This is a genomic window from Nocardioides sp. NPDC054178 (genome assembly GCF_055585005.1).
Genome location: NZ_JBVJKY010000007.1, coordinates 65,055 through 80,919, shown reverse-complemented (window position 1 = coordinate 80,919; position 15,865 = coordinate 65,055). Strand labels below are relative to the sequence as shown.

Below are 15,865 nucleotides of genomic sequence, written 5' to 3'. Positions count from 1 at the left end.
GGTTCCAGTCCTTCTTGTTCGGATCATTTGCTGCGCTGCTCAGTTCTTGCCCTGGGCGGCCTGGCACTGCGGACAGGTGCCCCAGTAGATGACCTCGGCCTCGTCGACGACGAAGCCGTTGTCGTCCGATGCCGTCAAGCAGGGCGCATGGCCGACGGCGCAATCGACGTCGGCGATGTTCCCGCAGGAGCGGCAGACCACGTGGTGGTGGTTGTCCCCGACCCGGGTCTCATAACGAGCCACCGAGCCGGACGGCTGGATGCGGCGTACGATCCCGGCGGCCGAGAGGGCGGCAAGGGAGTCGTAGACGGCTTGATGGGAGACGTCGGGAAGCCGCTCGCGCACCGCTCCGAGGATGGTCTCGGTGTCGGCGTGCGCGTTCTCGGTGACGGCCCCCAGAACGGCCACTCGCGGGCGAGTGACGCGCAGGGAGGCACCTCTCAGCAGCTGTTCGTAGTCCGTGTGCCCCACAACCCAGAGCCTACGCGAATTCTTGAATGAGTCAAGAAACGGAGGGTGATTCTTTTCCTTCGGATCTCGCTGCCGGACGGGTCGCGAAGCGGCCGGCCATCAGCGGGATCAGGACGGAGATCGCCAGCGGGATGACGAACATCGAGCGCTCGCCGAAGAGCTCGGCCACGGCGGCGATCAGAGAGGCCGCGGCGAGGTAGCCGGCGTAGTTGGCGAGGTTGACCCGGGCGATCGCATCCTCGGCGTTGTCCGGGGAGATGTGGGCGGCAGCGACGAAGGACTGCGGCGGGACCATCGCCAGGCTGCCGCCGAGGATCGCGAACCCGACCGCCGCCACGCTCCAGTGCGGGGCGACGACGATCAGCACCAGGGCGCCCACCCCGACGATGCCGCCGGTGCGGATCACCCGCTCGGCGCCGAAGCGCGCGACGAGGCGGTCGCCGGGGAGGCGTACGGCCAGGAGGACGAGCTGGTAGGCGGCATAGATCGCCGGCGCGACCGCAGCCGCCGCGCCCAGGCCGTCGACGACATAGATCCCACCCCAGGCAGAGGCTGCCGAGTCGATGAACCACATCGCGAACGTCGGCACCGCGACCAGGAGGAGCGTCAGCCACGGCAGCGGGGGCTTCGGGCGCTGCGTACCGCTGGGCCTCTTCTCCGCCGCGTCCACCGCCTCCGGCGGCAGCAGCAGCCGGAAGGTGGCGAGGTTGGCGGCCAGGCCGACGATGGCGATGGGGATCATGTCCAGACCCAGAGGTACGCCGAGGGCGATCGTCACGGTCGCATAGACGGCGCCGAGGACCGCCGCCGCACTCCACATCGCGTGGAACCCGTTCATCAGCGGGCGGCCGTACGCGTCCTGGGTGGCCGTGCCCTGCATGTTCATCGAGGCGTCGACGCCGCCGAGGAAGAAGCCGTAGACGCCGTTGAGGACCAGCAGGGTGACCATCGTCGGCGCGAAGGCGGGCGCAACCGCGGCCAGGGAGGCTCCGCCGAGCATCAGCGAGAGAGTCGCGGCGCTACCGACCCTGCTGGCGAGGTGACCTGCGACGACGCTGCCGACGGCCCCGACCGCGGTGGTGATGCCGAGCACGACGAAGACGTCGCCGGCGCTCAGGTCGAGCTTCGTCGCGATCGACTCGAGCCTGGTGATGAGCGAGGCGAAGGTCAGTCCCTGGATCGCGAAGGCGACGAAGACCGCCGTCCGGGCCAGCTGGAGTCGGGTCATGGACGCGAAGTCTGCACCCTCGCACGCTGATCGCGCACGCGTTTGTGGGGTCAGTTGCCCTTGAGCAGCCCGTCGAGGATCTTCTCGCCGTCCTTGCCGTCACGCTTGCCCAGGCTGTCGAACTCCTCGCGGAGCTGCTCCATCTCGCGCTTGGCGCTCTCGCCCTTCTCGACCAGGTCGCGGATCTGCTGGATCTGGTCCTCCCACTCCTGGGACTGGCCACCGTCGATGACGTTCCAGCTCTCCAGGTTCTCGCGCCAGTGGTCGAGCTTGTCGAGGCGCTTGAGGGTCTTGTTGTCCGACTTGCTGGTCTCGGTGTTCTCGGAGCCGTCCGAGCCGTCCGCGTTGTCCGAGCCGTCCGCGTTGTCCGAGCCGTCCGAGTTGCCGGACGTGTCCTCGGAGGTGTCGGATCCGTCGGAGCCCTGGGAGGACTGGTCGGCCTGGGCGGGCTCGTAGGAGGCCAGCCAGGACGCGGCGAAGACGCAGGCGATCACGAGCGCGACCGCACCGACGAGCCGGCCGGTGGGGAAGCTGCGCAGCGACCCCGGCCGCGGCCCGCGTGCGGGCGGCGGGGCTGCGGGACGGGGCAGGACGCCGGTGCGGGAGCCGGGCAGCGCCATCGGCTCGTCGAGCGATCGCTGGGGCATCGCCTGGGTCGGGTGCGGCGCCTGACCGGCGGAGAGCCGGTCGGTCGCGTCGGGGTCGGCGCCGCTGAGGACGTAGCCGAGCTCGTGTCCGACCTGGTCCATCGACGGCCGGGCGGCCGGGTTCTTGTCGAGCATCCGGGTGACCAGCCGCGCCAGCGGCGCGGGCACCGACCGGAAGTCGGTGATGCGCGGCACCGGGTCGCTGAGGTGCATGTGCAGGATCTTGACCGGGTGCGGCGCGGAGTAGGGCACCTTGCCGGTGAGCATCTCGAAGAGCACACAGCCCAGCGAGTAGACGTCCGCGGGCGGCCCGACGGGGTCGCCGGCGGCCTGCTCGGGCGAGAGGTAGGACGGGCTGCCGATCACGTGGCCGGTCTGGGTCAGCCCGGCGTCGACCCCCGTCATGGCGTACGCGATTCCGAAGTCGAGCACGGTCAGCCGGCCGTCACCGTCGAACATGAGGTTGGCCGGCTTGATGTCGCGGTGCACCACACCGGCCCGGTGAGCGGCGCCGAGCGCACCGGCGACCTGGCGGGTGTATTCGACCGCCATGTCGACCGGCATCGCGCCACGCTGCTGGAGCGGCTCGGCCAGGGTCGGTCCGGGCAGCAGCTCCATCACCAGGAAGACGTCGTTGTCGTCGCTGCCCGCGTCGAAGATCTTGACCACGTCGTCGTGGACGACCCGGGCGGTCGAGAGCGACTCGCGGCGGAACCGCTCGGCCATCGTGGGGTCGTCCACGTCCCGCAGCAGCTTCACCGCGACATCGCGGTCCAGGACGGTGTCACGCGCCCGCCAGACCTCGCCCATGCCGCCGGCTCCGAGCAGGGTGAGGAGCCGATAACGACCGGCGATCGGGGGAAGCTCGTCCATGACGGAAATTATGCCGGGGTCACCCAGGAGCTGAAGAGCGGGATGCCCTCCCAGGCTCCCCCGCGCGCGACCGCGACCACCGCGTGCGGCCGGTCGAACCTCAGGTCGATCTGCCGCACCTTCGTCTCGCGCGGCACCGCGGCGGCGGCCCGGACCATCATCCCGGTCACCGCGGCCGCCTGGAAGCCCTCGCGGTCGTAGGACGCCACGGCCTTCTGGACGCAGACGGCCTCCGTCTCCTCCTCGACCGCGGCCATCACGCCGCGGGCGATCTCGGCGACCCCTGGCGCGGCCGACAGGTCGTGACGATCCTCCTCGCTCCACTCGGGCAGATGGCTGCGCCAGCGGTCGGACGGGGCTCCGCCGAAGACCGTGACCTCCCGGACCGTCCAGGCGTGACCGTCCTCCTGGCCGGCGTCGAACGTGCGGTCGCCCACCTGGCCCGCGTCGACCCGCCGGACGACCTCGTCGGCGGCCCGCCACACGTCGTCGGGAGACACTCCCTCTCCGGCGATCACGGAGTAGACCGAGATGCCGTCCTTGCTCGGCGGGCAGGCGACCGCGACCGGGCCGGCCGCCTCGGTCTCCACCACCGCCTGGAAGCCGTCCTCGAGCAGCAGCAGCCCGTCCTCACCCTCGCCCAGCTGCTCGCTCCAGCGCGGCGTGACCACCAGCGCGGAGGCGAGCACGATCAGCGTCTGGGCGTCGATCTCGAGCGGGAACTGCTTGATCAGGCCGCGGGTGTGCTCGTCGGCCCAGGCGTCGAGACCGGCCTGCTCCGGGAGCGGGTCGAGCACGACCGGCAGGCCCCTGGTCAGCTCGACCCCCGGGCGCAGCCAGCCGGCGACCGCGGCCCCGATGGTGGCGTGCGGCGCCTCCAGCAGCGCGAGCGCGGCGGCCCGCGCGTCGGCCCGGTTCAGCCCCAGGATCTCGTCGGTCTCGGTCTCCGCCGCAGGCGCCAGCGAGGCGAGGAGCAGCCACAGCCCGGCGTACGAGATCACCGGGGACTCGGCGGAGCCGAGAGCGGAGCGGGCGGTGGCGGCGTACGTTCGGACCGCCTCGGCGGCAGCGGTGGACAGGGGCGTCTGCGTTCCCGACTTCTCCATGCCCAAGACATTACGGCGAGAGTCCCCACAGGTGACCCAGATCACGATACAGTTATGTATCGAGCGAGGAGGCACCATGGCCAAGAAGTCGCGCACAGCCGGACTGGACCCGGAGACCGAGTTCCAGGAGATCTCGAGGCGTCTGGGTCTCTACGAGTTCCCGTGGGACACGACTCAGGCGCTCAGCTTCGCCCTGTTCCGGACGTACGCGGTGCCCTCGATCGGCCGGCTGCTGGCCGATACGCACCAGTTCACCGAGAACACCCAGAAGCGCTACGACGACACCGCGCTGCTGCTGGAGGACGCGGCGGTCGAGGACCTGGACAGCCCTCGCGGCCGGGCCGCGGTGCGGCGGATCAACCAGATGCACCGGATGTACGACATCTCCAACGACGACATGCGCTACGTCCTCTCCACGTTCGTGGTGATCCCACGGCGCTGGAACCAGGACTTCGGCTGGCGGCAGTCGACCGCGGACGAGCAGCTCGCGGCACTGCGCTATTACCAGGCGCTCGGGAAGCGGATGGGGATCAAGGACATCCCGGCGACCTATGCGGAGTTCGAGCAGTTCCTCGACTCCTACGAGGCCGAGCACTTCGCGTACGACGAGGGCAGCCGTGCCGTCGCCGACTCGACGCTCGAGCTGCTGACGACCTTCTACCCGCGCCCGCTGGCACCGATCATCCGGATCTTCTCGCTGTCGCTGATGGAGCCGCACCTGCTCGAGGCGTTCCGCTACCCCGAGCCGGGGCGTGTGGCGCGCTCGCTGTCCCGTGGGGCGCTGAAGGCGCGGGCACGCGTGGTCGCTCTGCTGCCGGCACGGCGGAAGCCCGCGTACGTCCGGGACATGCCCCGCATCAAGAGCTATCCCCACGGCTTCAACACCGAGGACCTCGGCACCTTCGCGCCGGGCTGTCCGGCGCACCGGGTGGGGTGAGTGTCGATCCCGGGCGGGGCGCCGGCCCGGGCTTAGCGTGACGACGTGATCAACGTCGTCGGCAACGCGATGCTCGCCGTCTTCCTCGGCGTGGGGCTGGCGATCGCCGGCTTCGTCCCGGCCGCCGCGATCGCCTACCGCCGCCGGGGCTCGTTCCCGTTCGTACGCATCCTCCTCCTGCTGACCGCAGCGATCTACGCGGTCGCACTGTGGACCTACACCCTGCTGCCGGTGCCCGACGTGGGCAGCTACACCTGTGCGGGGACGCAGTTCCGTCCGTTCGGGTTCGTCTCCGACATCCTTCTGGTCCGCGAGGAGGTGGGCCGCCGGGCGCTGCTCACCAGCGCCGCGTTCCTCCAGGTGGCGCTCAACGTCGTCCTGTTCGTGCCTCTCGGCTTCTTCGTCCGGGCCATCGCCGGGCGCGGTGTACTCGTCGCCGGCGCACTGGGTCTGGCGACCTCGCTGCTCATCGAGACCACCCAGCTCACCGGGATCTGGGGCCTCTACCCCTGCGCCTACCGCGTCTTCGACGTCGACGACCTGATGCTCAACACCGTCGGCGCGGTGATCGGGTCCCTCGTCTCGGTACGCCTCGTCCGCCCGCGGGCGCCGAAGGTGCCCACCACGGTCACCGTCGGGCGCCGCCTGGTCGGCATGACCGCCGACCTCCTGGTCGTCCTCGGCAGCGGCGCCCCGCTCGTCGTGGCATGGCGAGCCTGGCAGCTCTACGGCATGGACGTCCCCGTCGACGAGATCCCGGCCGCCACCCAGTTCTGGCTCCTCTGGGGCCCGCCGCTCATGCTGGAGACCGTCGCCGTCCTAGGCTTCGGACGCACGGTCGGCGAGTGGGTCGTCGGCCTCCGCACCACCGCCTCCACCGGGGTGTGGTGGCGCCGGGTCGTCAAGCTGGTCACCGGCGTCGGCGGTCTGACCCTGCTTCTGATGGCCGACTTCCCCGGCTCCACCCTCCTCCTGCTCGCCTTCGTCGCCATGACCCTCGTGACACTCCCCCGCACCGACGGCCACCGAGGGATGAGCAACGCGCTCGCGGGGATGCAGGTCCGGCCGGCTCGACCAGGCTGAGTCACTGTCCGCCGGCCAACGGCGAGACCTCGAGGTCGCCGGTCAGATGTGCCAGCGTGACACCGTTCGACAGCACCACCCGCCGCCCGTTGTCATCACGCCTCTGCAGCGACCTCAGGGCGGCGAGCACCCGCTCCGGATGGTCGAACAGCCAGAACCCCACCCGAACCACCTCGCCCCGCCACCGACGAGGAAGGAGCCGGATCCGGCGGCGCCTTGTGGATGACCAGGACGGCGCGTCCCGCCTCGGTGTCACCTCGAGAAACCGGTTGGTCACCGTGATCCCTTCTGGCGTCGACACCTGCTCGAACACGTCGACGCGGATGTCATTCCACGCCGCGGAGACCACCTCGCCGGCGAGCTCCAGGGTCAGGCTCTCGGGCGTGATCAAGAGCGCCCGGCGCATCTTCAACGTCAACACGTGATCGACAACCACCACGGCAAAGAATGCCGCGGGCGCCGTGAACAACACGCCGACCACGATCAGGCCGTCTCGGAACGAGAGCCCCGCGAACTGACACAGCATCGCCACGAAGCACACGAGCATCAGCTCGCCACATATCTCAGGACCCCGTCTGAGCCTGATCTCATTCCCCGGCCCGTGCGCAGTCGTGGTCCAGCGAACCCTCCGGTGTGCGCCACCGCCGCCGCGGAGACCTTTCGTCATGTGGCTATAGACGCCCAGCAGCACGAACATCACGCCACAAGTGACACCGATCAGGTGCGCGCCGCTTTCACCATCGTCCGCCACAAGGAACCCGACGCTCGACATGAGGCCGATCAGTAGGATGAACATGCTCAGCAGCGTCCAACTCACCCTGCGCGCCGTCGCCTTCCACGGCGACCCCAGACCCTCGTCCCCCAGCACGCGTCGACCCTATGGCGCACGCCGTTGCGCAGCCATCTCGGCGCTCGATCCGGGTATACATGTCGCGTGATGCTGCTCGTGATCATCCTCGTTCTCGGGGCCGCGTGGTCCTTCTTCATCGCCGCACGGCCGGAGGTCGGCTTCTTCCTCGAGGAAGGCTGGAAGTTCCGCGACGCCGAGCCCTCCGACCTCTATCTCGGCCTGACCCGCTTCGGCGCGGCAGCCGTCGGCGTCGCCCTCCTCGTCTTCGCCGCCGTCTTCGCCTTCGGCGGGCCAGGAGATAGCGACAGCGCGCCCACGACAACGACTGATCCTGATGGGCGCTCCGCCCCACCGATAACCGCCACCGCGGACCCACAGGACACCACAGCGGAAGCCTCACGCCATGCCAAGGAGGAGTGCGAACGACTCAAACCGACGTTCGAAGAAGAGGCGAAGTGGGACGCGCAAGGAAAGCTCACCAACCGGGAGTCCCTCAATTCCCTCGCAGCGTATGAGAAGGCCGAACTGGTCGTCGAAGCGCGGACGGATGGCGATCTCGTCTCTCTGCGGAGCGAGAACGCCAAACTCGGCACGTTCGGACGGACCCTCTTCACTCTGACGCGGTCAGGCGCGACCTGTATGCCCTGATCGAGGCGTCGGCCTCATCGGCGGTGATGTCTCCGATCAGGACCCGCAGGGTGAGGCCGTCGGAGAGCGAGAGCAGCTCGATGGCGCGCGCACGAGCCTCGGCCTGATCGAGACCGTCAGCCTCCTGGAGGTGGCGGGTGCACTCCTCGACACCGACCCTCGTCGCCTCGGCCAGGATCCGGCGTACGGCGGTGTGGGTCATCGCCTTGGCGACGTAGGCGTACCAGACGGTGACCCCGATCCGGCCTGCTTCGGTGGCGGGGATCTGCCGGAGCAGGAGCTGGAGGAGGCGGTCCTCGGGCGGGCGTCCTTCGGTGGCCTCGTACTCGATGACGGCCTGCTTGATGAGCAGGTCGATGCCGGCGACGACCAGCGCGTCCTTGGTGCCGAAGTAGTGCTGCACGCGGCCCATCGAGACCCCCGCCCGGGCGGCGACGGTCCGCAGGCTGACGCCCTCGATCCCCTGCTCGGCGACGACCTGCCAGAGCCCGGCGACGATCTCGAACCGGCGCTGTTCGTGGTCGACGGCTCTTGGCATGGCGCCAGGTTAGCAATACAGTCGCATCGCAACGGGTTTCAATGCGATCGCATCGTTATCGGGAACGAGGGGATGACATGGACGGAGCAATCGAGAATGAGGGCAGCGAGCCGCGCAGGAATCGCCGACGCTGGCCGGTGGTGCTCCTCACCGTCGTCGCGGTCGTCTCGACCGGGTGCCTGGTGATGGTGCTCGGCACGAGCGGCCCCGGCGTCGGCCACTTCCGCACCCCGGCGGGACGCCAGGCCTACACCGAGGCGTACGAGGCGGCCTTCGCCGCGCTGCCGAAGCCGACCGAGACGCAGGACGTGGAGACCACCTTCGGCACGGTCCGGACCTATGCCTGGATCGACCCGGACCCGGTCGACGAGGTCCCCGTCGTGCTCGTGCCGGGGCTGGCCAGCGGCGTACCGATGTGGGGCGAGAACCTGCGTGACTTCGCCGAGCACCGCACGGTCTACGCCTTCGACGCGATCGGCGACAGCGGGCTCTCCGAGCAGACCCTGCCGTTGCGCGGGATGGACGACAACGCCCGCTGGGTCGAGGAGGCGCTGGCTGATCTCGGGCTCGAGCGGATCCATCTGGTCGGTCACTCCCAGGGCGGCGGGCTCGCCGCGGCCGTCGCCGTGCGCTACCCCGATCGCCTGGCCAGCCTCACCCTGCTCGAGCCGATCATGACGTTCGGCATGCTGCCGGCCTGGGCGATCGGCTGGTCGGCGGTGGCCGCACTCCCCTTCCTGCCCGACTCCTGGCGCGACCACGCGCTGAACCGGATCGGCGGCGTCGAGGACGACGAGGTCGACCCGGAGGACGCGATGGCTCGCATGATCGCGGCCGGGACGGCGCACTTCGACTCCGGCAGCCTGCCGACGCCCTCACGCCTGACCGACGCCCAGATCCGCGCCCTCCGGATGCCGGTCTACGTCGCGATCGCGAGCGACAAGTCGCTGGCCGGCGGCGAGGACGCCGCCGAGAGGGCCGAACGACTCCCCCACGCGACCGTCAAGGTCTGGCCCGAGACCACCCACTCCCTGCCCATGCAGGTCGCGGCCGAGCTCGATACCGAGCTCGAAAGGTTCTGGGCAGACGTACGTTGACGGTTTCTGCCCAGAGTTATGCCCAGAGCCCGAAGTACTCGATGAACATCCTGAAGCCGCCGTTGAACTGAGCGGTGTTCGTGATCGCGTTGATGGCGCGTACGCCCCAGAAGACCACCAGCGTGTAGCCGATCCCGAGCGCGATCCCCGCCGCCGCGGCGCTCGTTCCGGCTGCTTTCGCCCGGCTCAGACCGAGGTGACCGAGCACCACCGCCGCAGCGATCGGGATGATCGAGGCGATCATGAGCAGCCCGAGGACCAGCCAGATGATCGGCCGATCCTCCATGCTGACGAGGGCGTTGTAGTAGCCCTGGCTGACGTCCGGGATCCCGACGATCACCCGCACCAGGGCGACGATCACCAGCATTCCCGCCCCGATTCCCAGCCCGGTGAGCCCGAGCCATCCGCCGCTTTGCGGACCACTGGCAGGTGTCGACGGGTTCGCCGTTGACCAAGCCGGTCCCGCTCCTGCCGCCTCGTTCGGTTGTGACATCGCGCCCTTCCGTCCCGTGGGATCGAGCCCGCCCTGCCGGTGCCGGACGGACCTCGTACGGCCCACGACGCTATCCCAGAGTCCGGGCACCTTCGGGCAGATCCGCGCGGGCGAGCGCGTCGAGATGCGGGAGCGGCTCGGTACAAGATTTCTCGACGATTTGTGTTTGAACTCCGGAATTTGGGGTAGGAGATAGTTACCAATCGCTCCGAACGTCTTGGGGGACCCTCTCGTGAACGTCGAAATCGTCGTGCCGCAGGTGAAGAAAGCGGCCAACTCCATCGGCACCGCGGCCGACGCCGTCGCCGGTCTCGATCTCGAAGGCCCGATGGGCAAGGTCGCTGCTGCGCTGCCCGACAGCACGGTCGTCGGCGCCGCGAATGGCCTCAAGGCCGAGTGGAAGAGCGATAAGGACAAGTGGGTCAAGGATGCCCGCGACCACAAAACGACCACCGTCGCCGACGCCGACGCGATTGTGGAGGCCGACACCATCACGGCGCAGCAGGCGCGCTACCGCGAAGCAATGATCGGAAGAGACTGATGGCCGTCACCTATGAGAAGCTGCAGAGCTGGAAGCCAGAAGGGCTCGACACCGCAGCCGATGACCTCAACACCGCTCGCAAGAAGCTGCTAGACCAGCAGGACGAGATGGATGCCGGCAAGGTCCCTGACACGTGGATCGGTGAGGCCGCCACTCGCGCCGAGAACCGCCACCGAGGTCTGGTCGAGAGTCTGAACGACATCGCCGCTCCGCTCGGGCAGGTCATCATGGGCCTCGACGACGCCAGCGCCACGATCAAGAAGGCGAAGAGCTCCGCCCAAGGCGCCTACCAAGCCGCGACAGGGAAGGGCTGGAAGGTCAGCACTGGCAGTCCCATCTCGATCACGGCAGGAGAGGCCAAGACCGAGGACGGCGACGAGGCCACTATGAAGGAGCTGGCCCAGACGATCCAGGACGCACTCACCGATGCGGAACGCGCTGAGAACGACCTGGTCGCGGTCCTCAACAGCGCGACCAAGGGTGGGTACGACGGCGGTACCGGGTCGATCGAACAAGCAACGCTTCCTCCGGAGCTCCGAGGGCTCTCGGACGACGAGCTCGCCAAGAAGCTTCTGGACAACCCCGAGCTGATGGATGACAGCTGGGAGGTGCTCCCACCCGAGGTGCAGGCCCAGATCGGTGACTACACCGCCAAGAAGCTCGAGGATCTCGACGACATCGACAGTGTCGCGGAGCGTAAGGAGGCCGAGAAGTGGTTCAGCATCCTCGGGAAGCACTCCGACGACCGTGACTTCGGCGAGGCCGTCATCGATCGCCTGGGCCCGGAGGGCGTGAACAACGTCATCCACCAGATGACTGGTTGGACCAGGAACCAGATCACCTACCCCGACTACGAGAACCCGCCGGTCACGATCGGCGACGAAACCATGGCACTGCAGAAGCTCCAGAAAGAGGGTGCCGGCAACCTCGCTGCTCTCCTCGGTTCTGCGTCCCGGGACGGCTGGATCGACAACGCGGACTACGCCGAGAAAATCGGCCAGGATTCAACAGCTGCCGCCATCCTTCTCCACGCCGCCGAAGGACGTAACGTCGAGCTCGGCGCCGACTTCACGCACAAGCTCGGCACCCAACTCTTGGAGACAGAGAACGGCGACCCTCTCCGGTACTCCCAGATCAACAACGGCCTCTTCTTCGGCGGCGAGTCGTTCATGGACGAGAACGGCGACCCCCTCCGTCAGTTCGTCAAGGTCGCCGACAACGGGATCGGCTCTGCCCAGGCGGTCATGGGCGACGAGAACATGGCCAGCTACCTGATGCACGACCGTCTCACCGCCAACCACCTCGCTGAAGACATGGACAGCGTGGTTCGCGTGGCCACCGTCGATGCCGCTGCTCAGGAGGGTGAGGTTGGCAAGAAGGCGGCCGACATCGCTTCGTGGACCATCGACTACGCGGCCAAGAACGAGTTGGACGACCATTACGATGAAGAACTCGGCGGGATCATCGCCACCTACATGGAAGATGTCTATCCGGAGGTGGTGGATGACGCTGCACCGATCAAGCCTCCGCTGCTGGACCACCACGCAGACTTCTCAAGAGACGATCTCGGCAAGGTACTCCGGCATATCGGAGGAAACGAGACTGCGACGAGTGTCGTGGGATCAAGCGCGGCCCAGTTCAACCAATTGCTGTTGGATCGTGGCGCTCAGGCCACGCTCGACGGAGTTGGCACCGGGGACCCTTCATTCGACGTTGGGTCAGACGATCCCCTGGTGAGCGCAACGCACCGTGCGGCTGGTCTCCGTGGCTTCCTGGAGGACAACCTGGCCGACGGCGCAGTCGCCGATGGTGAGAATGAGGCCGAAGATCGCAAGAGGGTCGCAGAGATGTTCACCCTCCCACTCGACGCAATCCCTACAGATGGCACCGGTCCTGTCGGCGGCTACCTGGTCGACCAAGTGAAGGATCAGATCATCAAGGGGTATGTCGGCGACCCCGCGGGCGTGGCCGCCGCTGAAGGCGACGAGTCCTACGCGAGCGCCCGTCGCAGCACCGAACTGCAAAGCCTTTACGCAATGGCCCACGCCGAGGGACATGCACAACAACTGGGCAATCTCCCCGAGCAGGTCGACCAGGGGGCCGATGGAAGTCTGCGGTTCAACAACGGAATCGCTGAAGACTGGCCTCGGGACTCGGAAGGTAACCTCAAGCCACCCGGATCCCTGACGCCCGCAGAGATGGAAGCGATGCTCAGGCGGCCTGAGGACGAGAGCGGGATCGGTTCCGCTGTCAAGCGCGCGGTCGACAACGGATACGACAACTACCAGAACCGGAAGAAGCTGGAGGACCACGGTTGAGGATGATTCGTACGGCAGCCACCTTGGTACTCCTCGGAGCCGCGCAGGTCCTGTCGGGATGTGGCGGCGAAGATGAGCCGCCGGTCTACTCGAAGGAGTCGGTCTGCGGAGTCGCGGTGGATGCGGTTGAAGGCGTCATGGGGACGAAAAGGTTCACCGCGAACGAGGTAGCCACCCGATCGACCGCCGACAGCTCACCTGCACCGCGCGGCGGCGACCTTCCGCTCAACAGCGGGAGCGGGGGCATAACGAAGATGGAGTGCGACGTACGGACGACGGAGGATGCACCCTCGATGACATTCACGTACTCGCTTACCAACGGCGTGGACGCGGACGATTTGATCGAGGCCATCAGCGAGTCCGCGGAGAAGTTCGAGGTGCATGACGGAGTCGCAACGACGAGTTTCTCTGGCGACGACCACTCCAGTTGGCGGTGGGCCTGCACGGCACCATCGGAGTCTTCGACGCCCACCGCCGGTGGCTCCTTCGGCCGAGAGGACGCGACCGAGGAGCAGCGGCGCGCGCTGGTCGAGGCAGTCGCGACAGCAGCCGGGTGCTCTACCAAGGACCCGTCCGAGTCGTAGCCATCGGTTCGGGAGACCGACGACAAGAAGGCACCGAGTAAGACACTGACCAGCGGCGCTGGTACGACGGTTGAGGCCGTCGTACCAGCGCCGCCGGCATTTCTGCCTGCGATAAGGACTTGACCTTTCGGCACTACTCAGCGCTACTATGTACTGGTAGCTAGCAATACTGAGTAGCCCGGAATTGGGCAGAGGGGAGGTGCCCGATGGGCAAGCAGATGACCGAGATGCTCAAGGGCACGCTGGAGGGGATCGTGCTGGCGTTCCTGACCGGCAACCCGGCGTACGGATACGAGATCACGACCTGGCTGCGGAGCCAGGGGTTCACCGAGATCGCCGAGGGCACGGTCTACGCGCTGCTGGTCCGGATCGAGAAGAACGGGCTGGTGGACGTGGAGAAGCGGCCGAGCGAGAAGGGGCCGCCGCGGAAGGTCTACTCGCTGAACGAGGCGGGCCAGAAGTACCTGGATGAGTTCTGGACGACGTGGGGGTTCCTGGCCGAGCGCCTGGAGAACCTCCGAGAAGGGAAGTAAGAGATGTCCATCCGATCGATCTTCGAGACCGTGGTCGGCAGCATCGACCAGAAGCGGCAGTGGCGGTCCTACAAGGCGCGCGTGGCACAGCTGCCCCCGAGCCACCGCAAGGCGCACGACGCGGTGCAGCGGTACCTGATGTACGCCGGCGGCATCGCCGACAGCGAGGTACTCACCCAGATGGGTGGCGATCTGCTCGACCTCTTCGAGCAGAGCGCTGCGGACGGCACTCCCGTCAGCGCGATCGTGGGCGACAACCCGGTCGAGTTCGTCGAGGAGTTCGCCAGGAACTACTCCGAGGGCGCCTGGATCAAGAAGGAGCGCAACCGGCTCAACGCCGCGATCGACACCATCAACAAGGAGGACGAGTCATGAGCGCGACAGCCGCCATCTCCGTACGGGGACTGGAGAAGTCCTACAAGGACAACCAGGTGCTGCGTGGGGTGGACTTCGAGGTGGCGCGGGGCTCGATCTTCGCGCTGCTCGGGTCCAACGGGGCCGGAAAGACCACCGCCGTACGCATCCTCTCGACGCTCCTGAAACCCGATGCCGGCGCTGCGCTGGTCGAGGGTGCCTCGGTCGTCGAGGAGGCGCAGCGGGTGCGGGAGGCGATCTCGCTGACCGGTCAGTTCGCGGCGGTCGACGAGATCCTGACCGGGCGGGAGAACCTGGTCCTGGTCGCGAAGCTGCGTCACCTCCCCTCCCCCGGCGACATCGCCGACGGGCTGCTGACGCGCTTCGACCTGGTCGAGGCGGGCGCCCGGAAGGTCGCGACGTACTCCGGCGGCATGCGACGGCGGCTGGACATCGCGATGTCGCTGATCGGGTCGCCGTCGGTGATCTTCCTCGACGAGCCGACCACCGGGCTGGACCCGGAGGCGCGGCTGGAGGTGTGGAAGGTGGTCAAGGAGCTGACCGAGCAGGGCACGACCGTCCTGCTCACCACGCAGTACCTGGAGGAGGCCGAGCAGCTCGCCGACCGGATCGCCATCCTGCACGGCGGGGCGATCATCGCCAACGGCACCCTCGCCGAGCTCAAGGCGATGCTGCCGCCGGCCAAGGTCGAGTACGTAGAGAAGCAGCCGTCGCTGGAAGAAATCTTTCTTTCACTCACCGGCTCCACCAACAAAGGGGCACAGAAATGAACAAGCACGCATTCGCCGATGCCGGCACCCTGCTGGGGCGCTCGCTGCGGCACATCACCCGCAGCCCGGACACGATCATCACCACCGCGCTCACCCCGATCGCGATGATGCTGCTCTTCGTGTACGTGCTGGGCGGCGCGATCCGGACCGGCACCGACAACTACGTCAACTACGTGCTCCCGGGCATCATGGTGATGGCGATCGCCTCGGGCATCGCGTACACCGCGCTTCGGCTCTTCACCGACATGAAGAGCGGGATCTTCGAGCGGTTCCAGTCGATGCCGATCGCCCGTTCGGCGGTGCTGTGGGCACATGTCGGGACCTCGATGGTGGCCAACATGCTGACCATGGTGATCATCTTGGGCGTCGCGTTCGTGATGGGGTTCCGCACCTCGGCGGACCTGGGCGCCTGGCTCGCGGTCGCTGGGATCCTGGGGCTGCTCACCCTGGCCCTGACCTGGCTCGCCGTCATCCCCGGCCTGGCAGCACAGACGATGGAGGGGGCCACCGGGTTCTCCTACCCGCTGATCTTCCTGCCGTTCATCAGCTCGGCGTTCGCGCCGACGGAGACGATGCCGGGGCCGGTGCGCGCCTTCGCCGAGAACCAGCCGGTCACCTCGATCGTCAACACCATCCAGGCCCTCTTCGCGGGGCAGCCGGTCGGTGACGACATCTGGGTGGCGCTGGCCTGGTGCGTGGGCATCCTGGTCGTCTCCTACATCGCGGCCATGGCCGTCTACCGGCGCAAGATCAGTTGACGGCTTCAGGTTCAG

The 15,865-nt window shown here is 67.8% G+C and carries 18 protein-coding genes; 11 read left to right on the top strand and 7 right to left on the bottom strand.

The window, feature by feature from the left end:
* Nucleotides 1–39: 39 nt before the first annotated feature.
* From ACZ6WN_RS22880 to ACZ6WN_RS22865, 4 genes are read right to left on the bottom strand one after another with little or no spacing between them, the layout of a single operon-like run.
* Entirely contained in the window at nucleotides 40–471 is a 432-nt protein-coding gene (locus ACZ6WN_RS22880) for a Fur family transcriptional regulator (RefSeq protein ID WP_465867876.1), read from the bottom strand.
* Nucleotides 472–502: 31 nt separating this feature from the next.
* On the bottom strand, nucleotides 503–1,699 hold the full coding sequence (locus tag ACZ6WN_RS22875) for an MFS transporter (RefSeq protein WP_465867874.1): 1,197 nt from the start codon (nucleotides 1,697–1,699) through the stop codon (nucleotides 503–505).
* Between the two features lie 50 nt (nucleotides 1,700–1,749).
* Nucleotides 1,750–3,219 (bottom strand): protein kinase domain-containing protein, encoded by a 1,470-nt coding sequence (locus tag ACZ6WN_RS22870; protein WP_465867872.1) that lies wholly within the window; start codon nucleotides 3,217–3,219, stop codon nucleotides 1,750–1,752.
* An 8-nt stretch (nucleotides 3,220–3,227) separates the two neighbouring features.
* Nucleotides 3,228–4,325 carry a hypothetical protein gene (locus ACZ6WN_RS22865; protein WP_465867870.1) on the bottom strand — a complete coding sequence of 366 codons (1,098 nt, stop codon included), beginning with the start codon at nucleotides 4,323–4,325 and terminating at the stop codon, nucleotides 3,228–3,230.
* 76 nt (nucleotides 4,326–4,401) lie between these two features.
* Between ACZ6WN_RS22865 and ACZ6WN_RS22860 the strand changes: the two genes are divergently transcribed.
* On the top strand, nucleotides 4,402–5,262 hold the full coding sequence (locus ACZ6WN_RS22860; RefSeq protein ID WP_465867869.1) for an oxygenase MpaB family protein: 861 nt from the start codon (nucleotides 4,402–4,404) through the stop codon (nucleotides 5,260–5,262).
* Nucleotides 5,263–5,307: 45 nt separating this feature from the next.
* Entirely contained in the window at nucleotides 5,308–6,345 is a 1,038-nt protein-coding gene (locus ACZ6WN_RS22855; protein ID WP_465867867.1) for a VanZ family protein, read from the top strand.
* Nucleotide 6,346: 1 nt separating this feature from the next.
* On the opposite strand, the gene ACZ6WN_RS22850 is transcribed toward ACZ6WN_RS22855, so the two are convergent.
* Nucleotides 6,347–7,213 (bottom strand): hypothetical protein, encoded by an 867-nt coding sequence (locus tag ACZ6WN_RS22850; protein WP_465867865.1) that lies wholly within the window; start codon nucleotides 7,211–7,213, stop codon nucleotides 6,347–6,349.
* A gap of 69 nt (nucleotides 7,214–7,282) precedes the next feature.
* Here ACZ6WN_RS22850 and ACZ6WN_RS22845 point away from each other — a divergent pair, with 69 nt between their 5' ends.
* A complete protein-coding gene (locus tag ACZ6WN_RS22845; RefSeq protein WP_465868287.1) occupies nucleotides 7,283–7,843 on the top strand; it encodes a DUF6199 family natural product biosynthesis protein in 561 nt (186 codons plus the stop codon).
* On the opposite strand, the gene ACZ6WN_RS22840 is transcribed toward ACZ6WN_RS22845, so the two are convergent.
* Entirely contained in the window at nucleotides 7,806–8,381 is a 576-nt protein-coding gene (locus ACZ6WN_RS22840; RefSeq protein WP_465867864.1) for a TetR/AcrR family transcriptional regulator, read from the bottom strand. The genes ACZ6WN_RS22845 and ACZ6WN_RS22840 overlap by 38 nt on opposite strands.
* Before the next feature lie 77 nt (nucleotides 8,382–8,458).
* Here ACZ6WN_RS22840 and ACZ6WN_RS22835 point away from each other — a divergent pair, with 77 nt between their 5' ends.
* The gene (locus ACZ6WN_RS22835; RefSeq protein WP_465867863.1) at nucleotides 8,459–9,478 is read left to right on the top strand and encodes an alpha/beta fold hydrolase; all 1,020 of its coding nucleotides are present in this window, start codon (nucleotides 8,459–8,461) and stop codon (nucleotides 9,476–9,478) included.
* Between the two features lie 16 nt (nucleotides 9,479–9,494).
* Here the strand turns inward: ACZ6WN_RS22835 and ACZ6WN_RS22830 are convergent, their stop codons facing one another.
* The gene (locus ACZ6WN_RS22830) at nucleotides 9,495–9,845 is read right to left on the bottom strand and encodes a hypothetical protein (protein WP_465867861.1); all 351 of its coding nucleotides are present in this window, start codon (nucleotides 9,843–9,845) and stop codon (nucleotides 9,495–9,497) included.
* A 358-nt stretch (nucleotides 9,846–10,203) separates the two neighbouring features.
* Between ACZ6WN_RS22830 and ACZ6WN_RS22825 the strand changes: the two genes are divergently transcribed.
* From ACZ6WN_RS22825 to ACZ6WN_RS22795, 7 genes are all read left to right on the top strand, one after another.
* The gene (locus ACZ6WN_RS22825; RefSeq protein WP_465867859.1) at nucleotides 10,204–10,512 is read left to right on the top strand and encodes a hypothetical protein; all 309 of its coding nucleotides are present in this window, start codon (nucleotides 10,204–10,206) and stop codon (nucleotides 10,510–10,512) included.
* Nucleotides 10,512–12,830, top strand: a complete 2,319-nt coding sequence (locus ACZ6WN_RS22820) for a hypothetical protein (protein ID WP_465867857.1) — start codon at nucleotides 10,512–10,514, stop codon at nucleotides 12,828–12,830. Before ACZ6WN_RS22825 ends, ACZ6WN_RS22820 begins: the two co-directional genes overlap by 1 nt.
* Before the next feature lie 23 nt (nucleotides 12,831–12,853).
* Nucleotides 12,854–13,414: a hypothetical protein gene (locus tag ACZ6WN_RS22815; RefSeq protein WP_465867855.1), complete on the top strand. Its 561-nt coding sequence runs from the start codon at nucleotides 12,854–12,856 to the stop codon at nucleotides 13,412–13,414.
* 206 nt (nucleotides 13,415–13,620) lie between these two features.
* Nucleotides 13,621–13,947 (top strand): PadR family transcriptional regulator, encoded by a 327-nt coding sequence (locus ACZ6WN_RS22810; RefSeq protein WP_465867854.1) that lies wholly within the window; start codon nucleotides 13,621–13,623, stop codon nucleotides 13,945–13,947.
* A 3-nt stretch (nucleotides 13,948–13,950) separates the two neighbouring features.
* Nucleotides 13,951–14,322 carry a DUF1048 domain-containing protein gene (locus tag ACZ6WN_RS22805; protein WP_465867852.1) on the top strand — a complete coding sequence of 124 codons (372 nt, stop codon included), beginning with the start codon at nucleotides 13,951–13,953 and terminating at the stop codon, nucleotides 14,320–14,322.
* On the top strand, nucleotides 14,319–15,092 hold the full coding sequence (locus tag ACZ6WN_RS22800) for an ABC transporter ATP-binding protein (RefSeq protein WP_465867851.1): 774 nt from the start codon (nucleotides 14,319–14,321) through the stop codon (nucleotides 15,090–15,092). Before ACZ6WN_RS22805 ends, ACZ6WN_RS22800 begins: the two co-directional genes overlap by 4 nt.
* A complete protein-coding gene (locus ACZ6WN_RS22795; RefSeq protein ID WP_465867850.1) occupies nucleotides 15,089–15,850 on the top strand; it encodes an ABC transporter permease in 762 nt (253 codons plus the stop codon). The genes ACZ6WN_RS22800 and ACZ6WN_RS22795 overlap by 4 nt, the downstream gene beginning before the upstream one ends.
* Nucleotides 15,851–15,865: the final 15 nt, after the last annotated feature.

Bases quoted from the DNA above. Each gene is read 5' to 3' on its own strand.
- ACZ6WN_RS22875 (WP_465867874.1), bottom strand. From the start codon at position 1,699: ATGACCCGACTCCAGCTGGCCCGGACGGCGGTCTTCGTCGCCTTCGCG.
- ACZ6WN_RS22870 (WP_465867872.1), bottom strand. From the start codon at position 3,219: ATGGACGAGCTTCCCCCGATCGCCGGTCGTTATCGGCTCCTCACCCTG.
- ACZ6WN_RS22865 (WP_465867870.1), bottom strand. From the start codon at position 4,325: ATGGAGAAGTCGGGAACGCAGACGCCCCTGTCCACCGCTGCCGCCGAG.
- ACZ6WN_RS22860 (WP_465867869.1), top strand. From the start codon at position 4,402: ATGGCCAAGAAGTCGCGCACAGCCGGACTGGACCCGGAGACCGAGTTC.
- ACZ6WN_RS22845 (WP_465868287.1), top strand. From the start codon at position 7,283: ATGCTGCTCGTGATCATCCTCGTTCTCGGGGCCGCGTGGTCCTTCTTC.
- ACZ6WN_RS22840 (WP_465867864.1), bottom strand. From the start codon at position 8,381: ATGCCAAGAGCCGTCGACCACGAACAGCGCCGGTTCGAGATCGTCGCC.
- ACZ6WN_RS22835 (WP_465867863.1), top strand. From the start codon at position 8,459: ATGGACGGAGCAATCGAGAATGAGGGCAGCGAGCCGCGCAGGAATCGC.
- ACZ6WN_RS22830 (WP_465867861.1), bottom strand. From the start codon at position 9,845: ATGCTGGTGATCGTCGCCCTGGTGCGGGTGATCGTCGGGATCCCGGAC.
- ACZ6WN_RS22820 (WP_465867857.1), top strand. From the start codon at position 10,512: ATGGCCGTCACCTATGAGAAGCTGCAGAGCTGGAAGCCAGAAGGGCTC.
- ACZ6WN_RS22810 (WP_465867854.1), top strand. From the start codon at position 13,621: ATGGGCAAGCAGATGACCGAGATGCTCAAGGGCACGCTGGAGGGGATC.
- ACZ6WN_RS22805 (WP_465867852.1), top strand. From the start codon at position 13,951: ATGTCCATCCGATCGATCTTCGAGACCGTGGTCGGCAGCATCGACCAG.
- ACZ6WN_RS22800 (WP_465867851.1), top strand. From the start codon at position 14,319: ATGAGCGCGACAGCCGCCATCTCCGTACGGGGACTGGAGAAGTCCTAC.
- ACZ6WN_RS22795 (WP_465867850.1), top strand. From the start codon at position 15,089: ATGAACAAGCACGCATTCGCCGATGCCGGCACCCTGCTGGGGCGCTCG.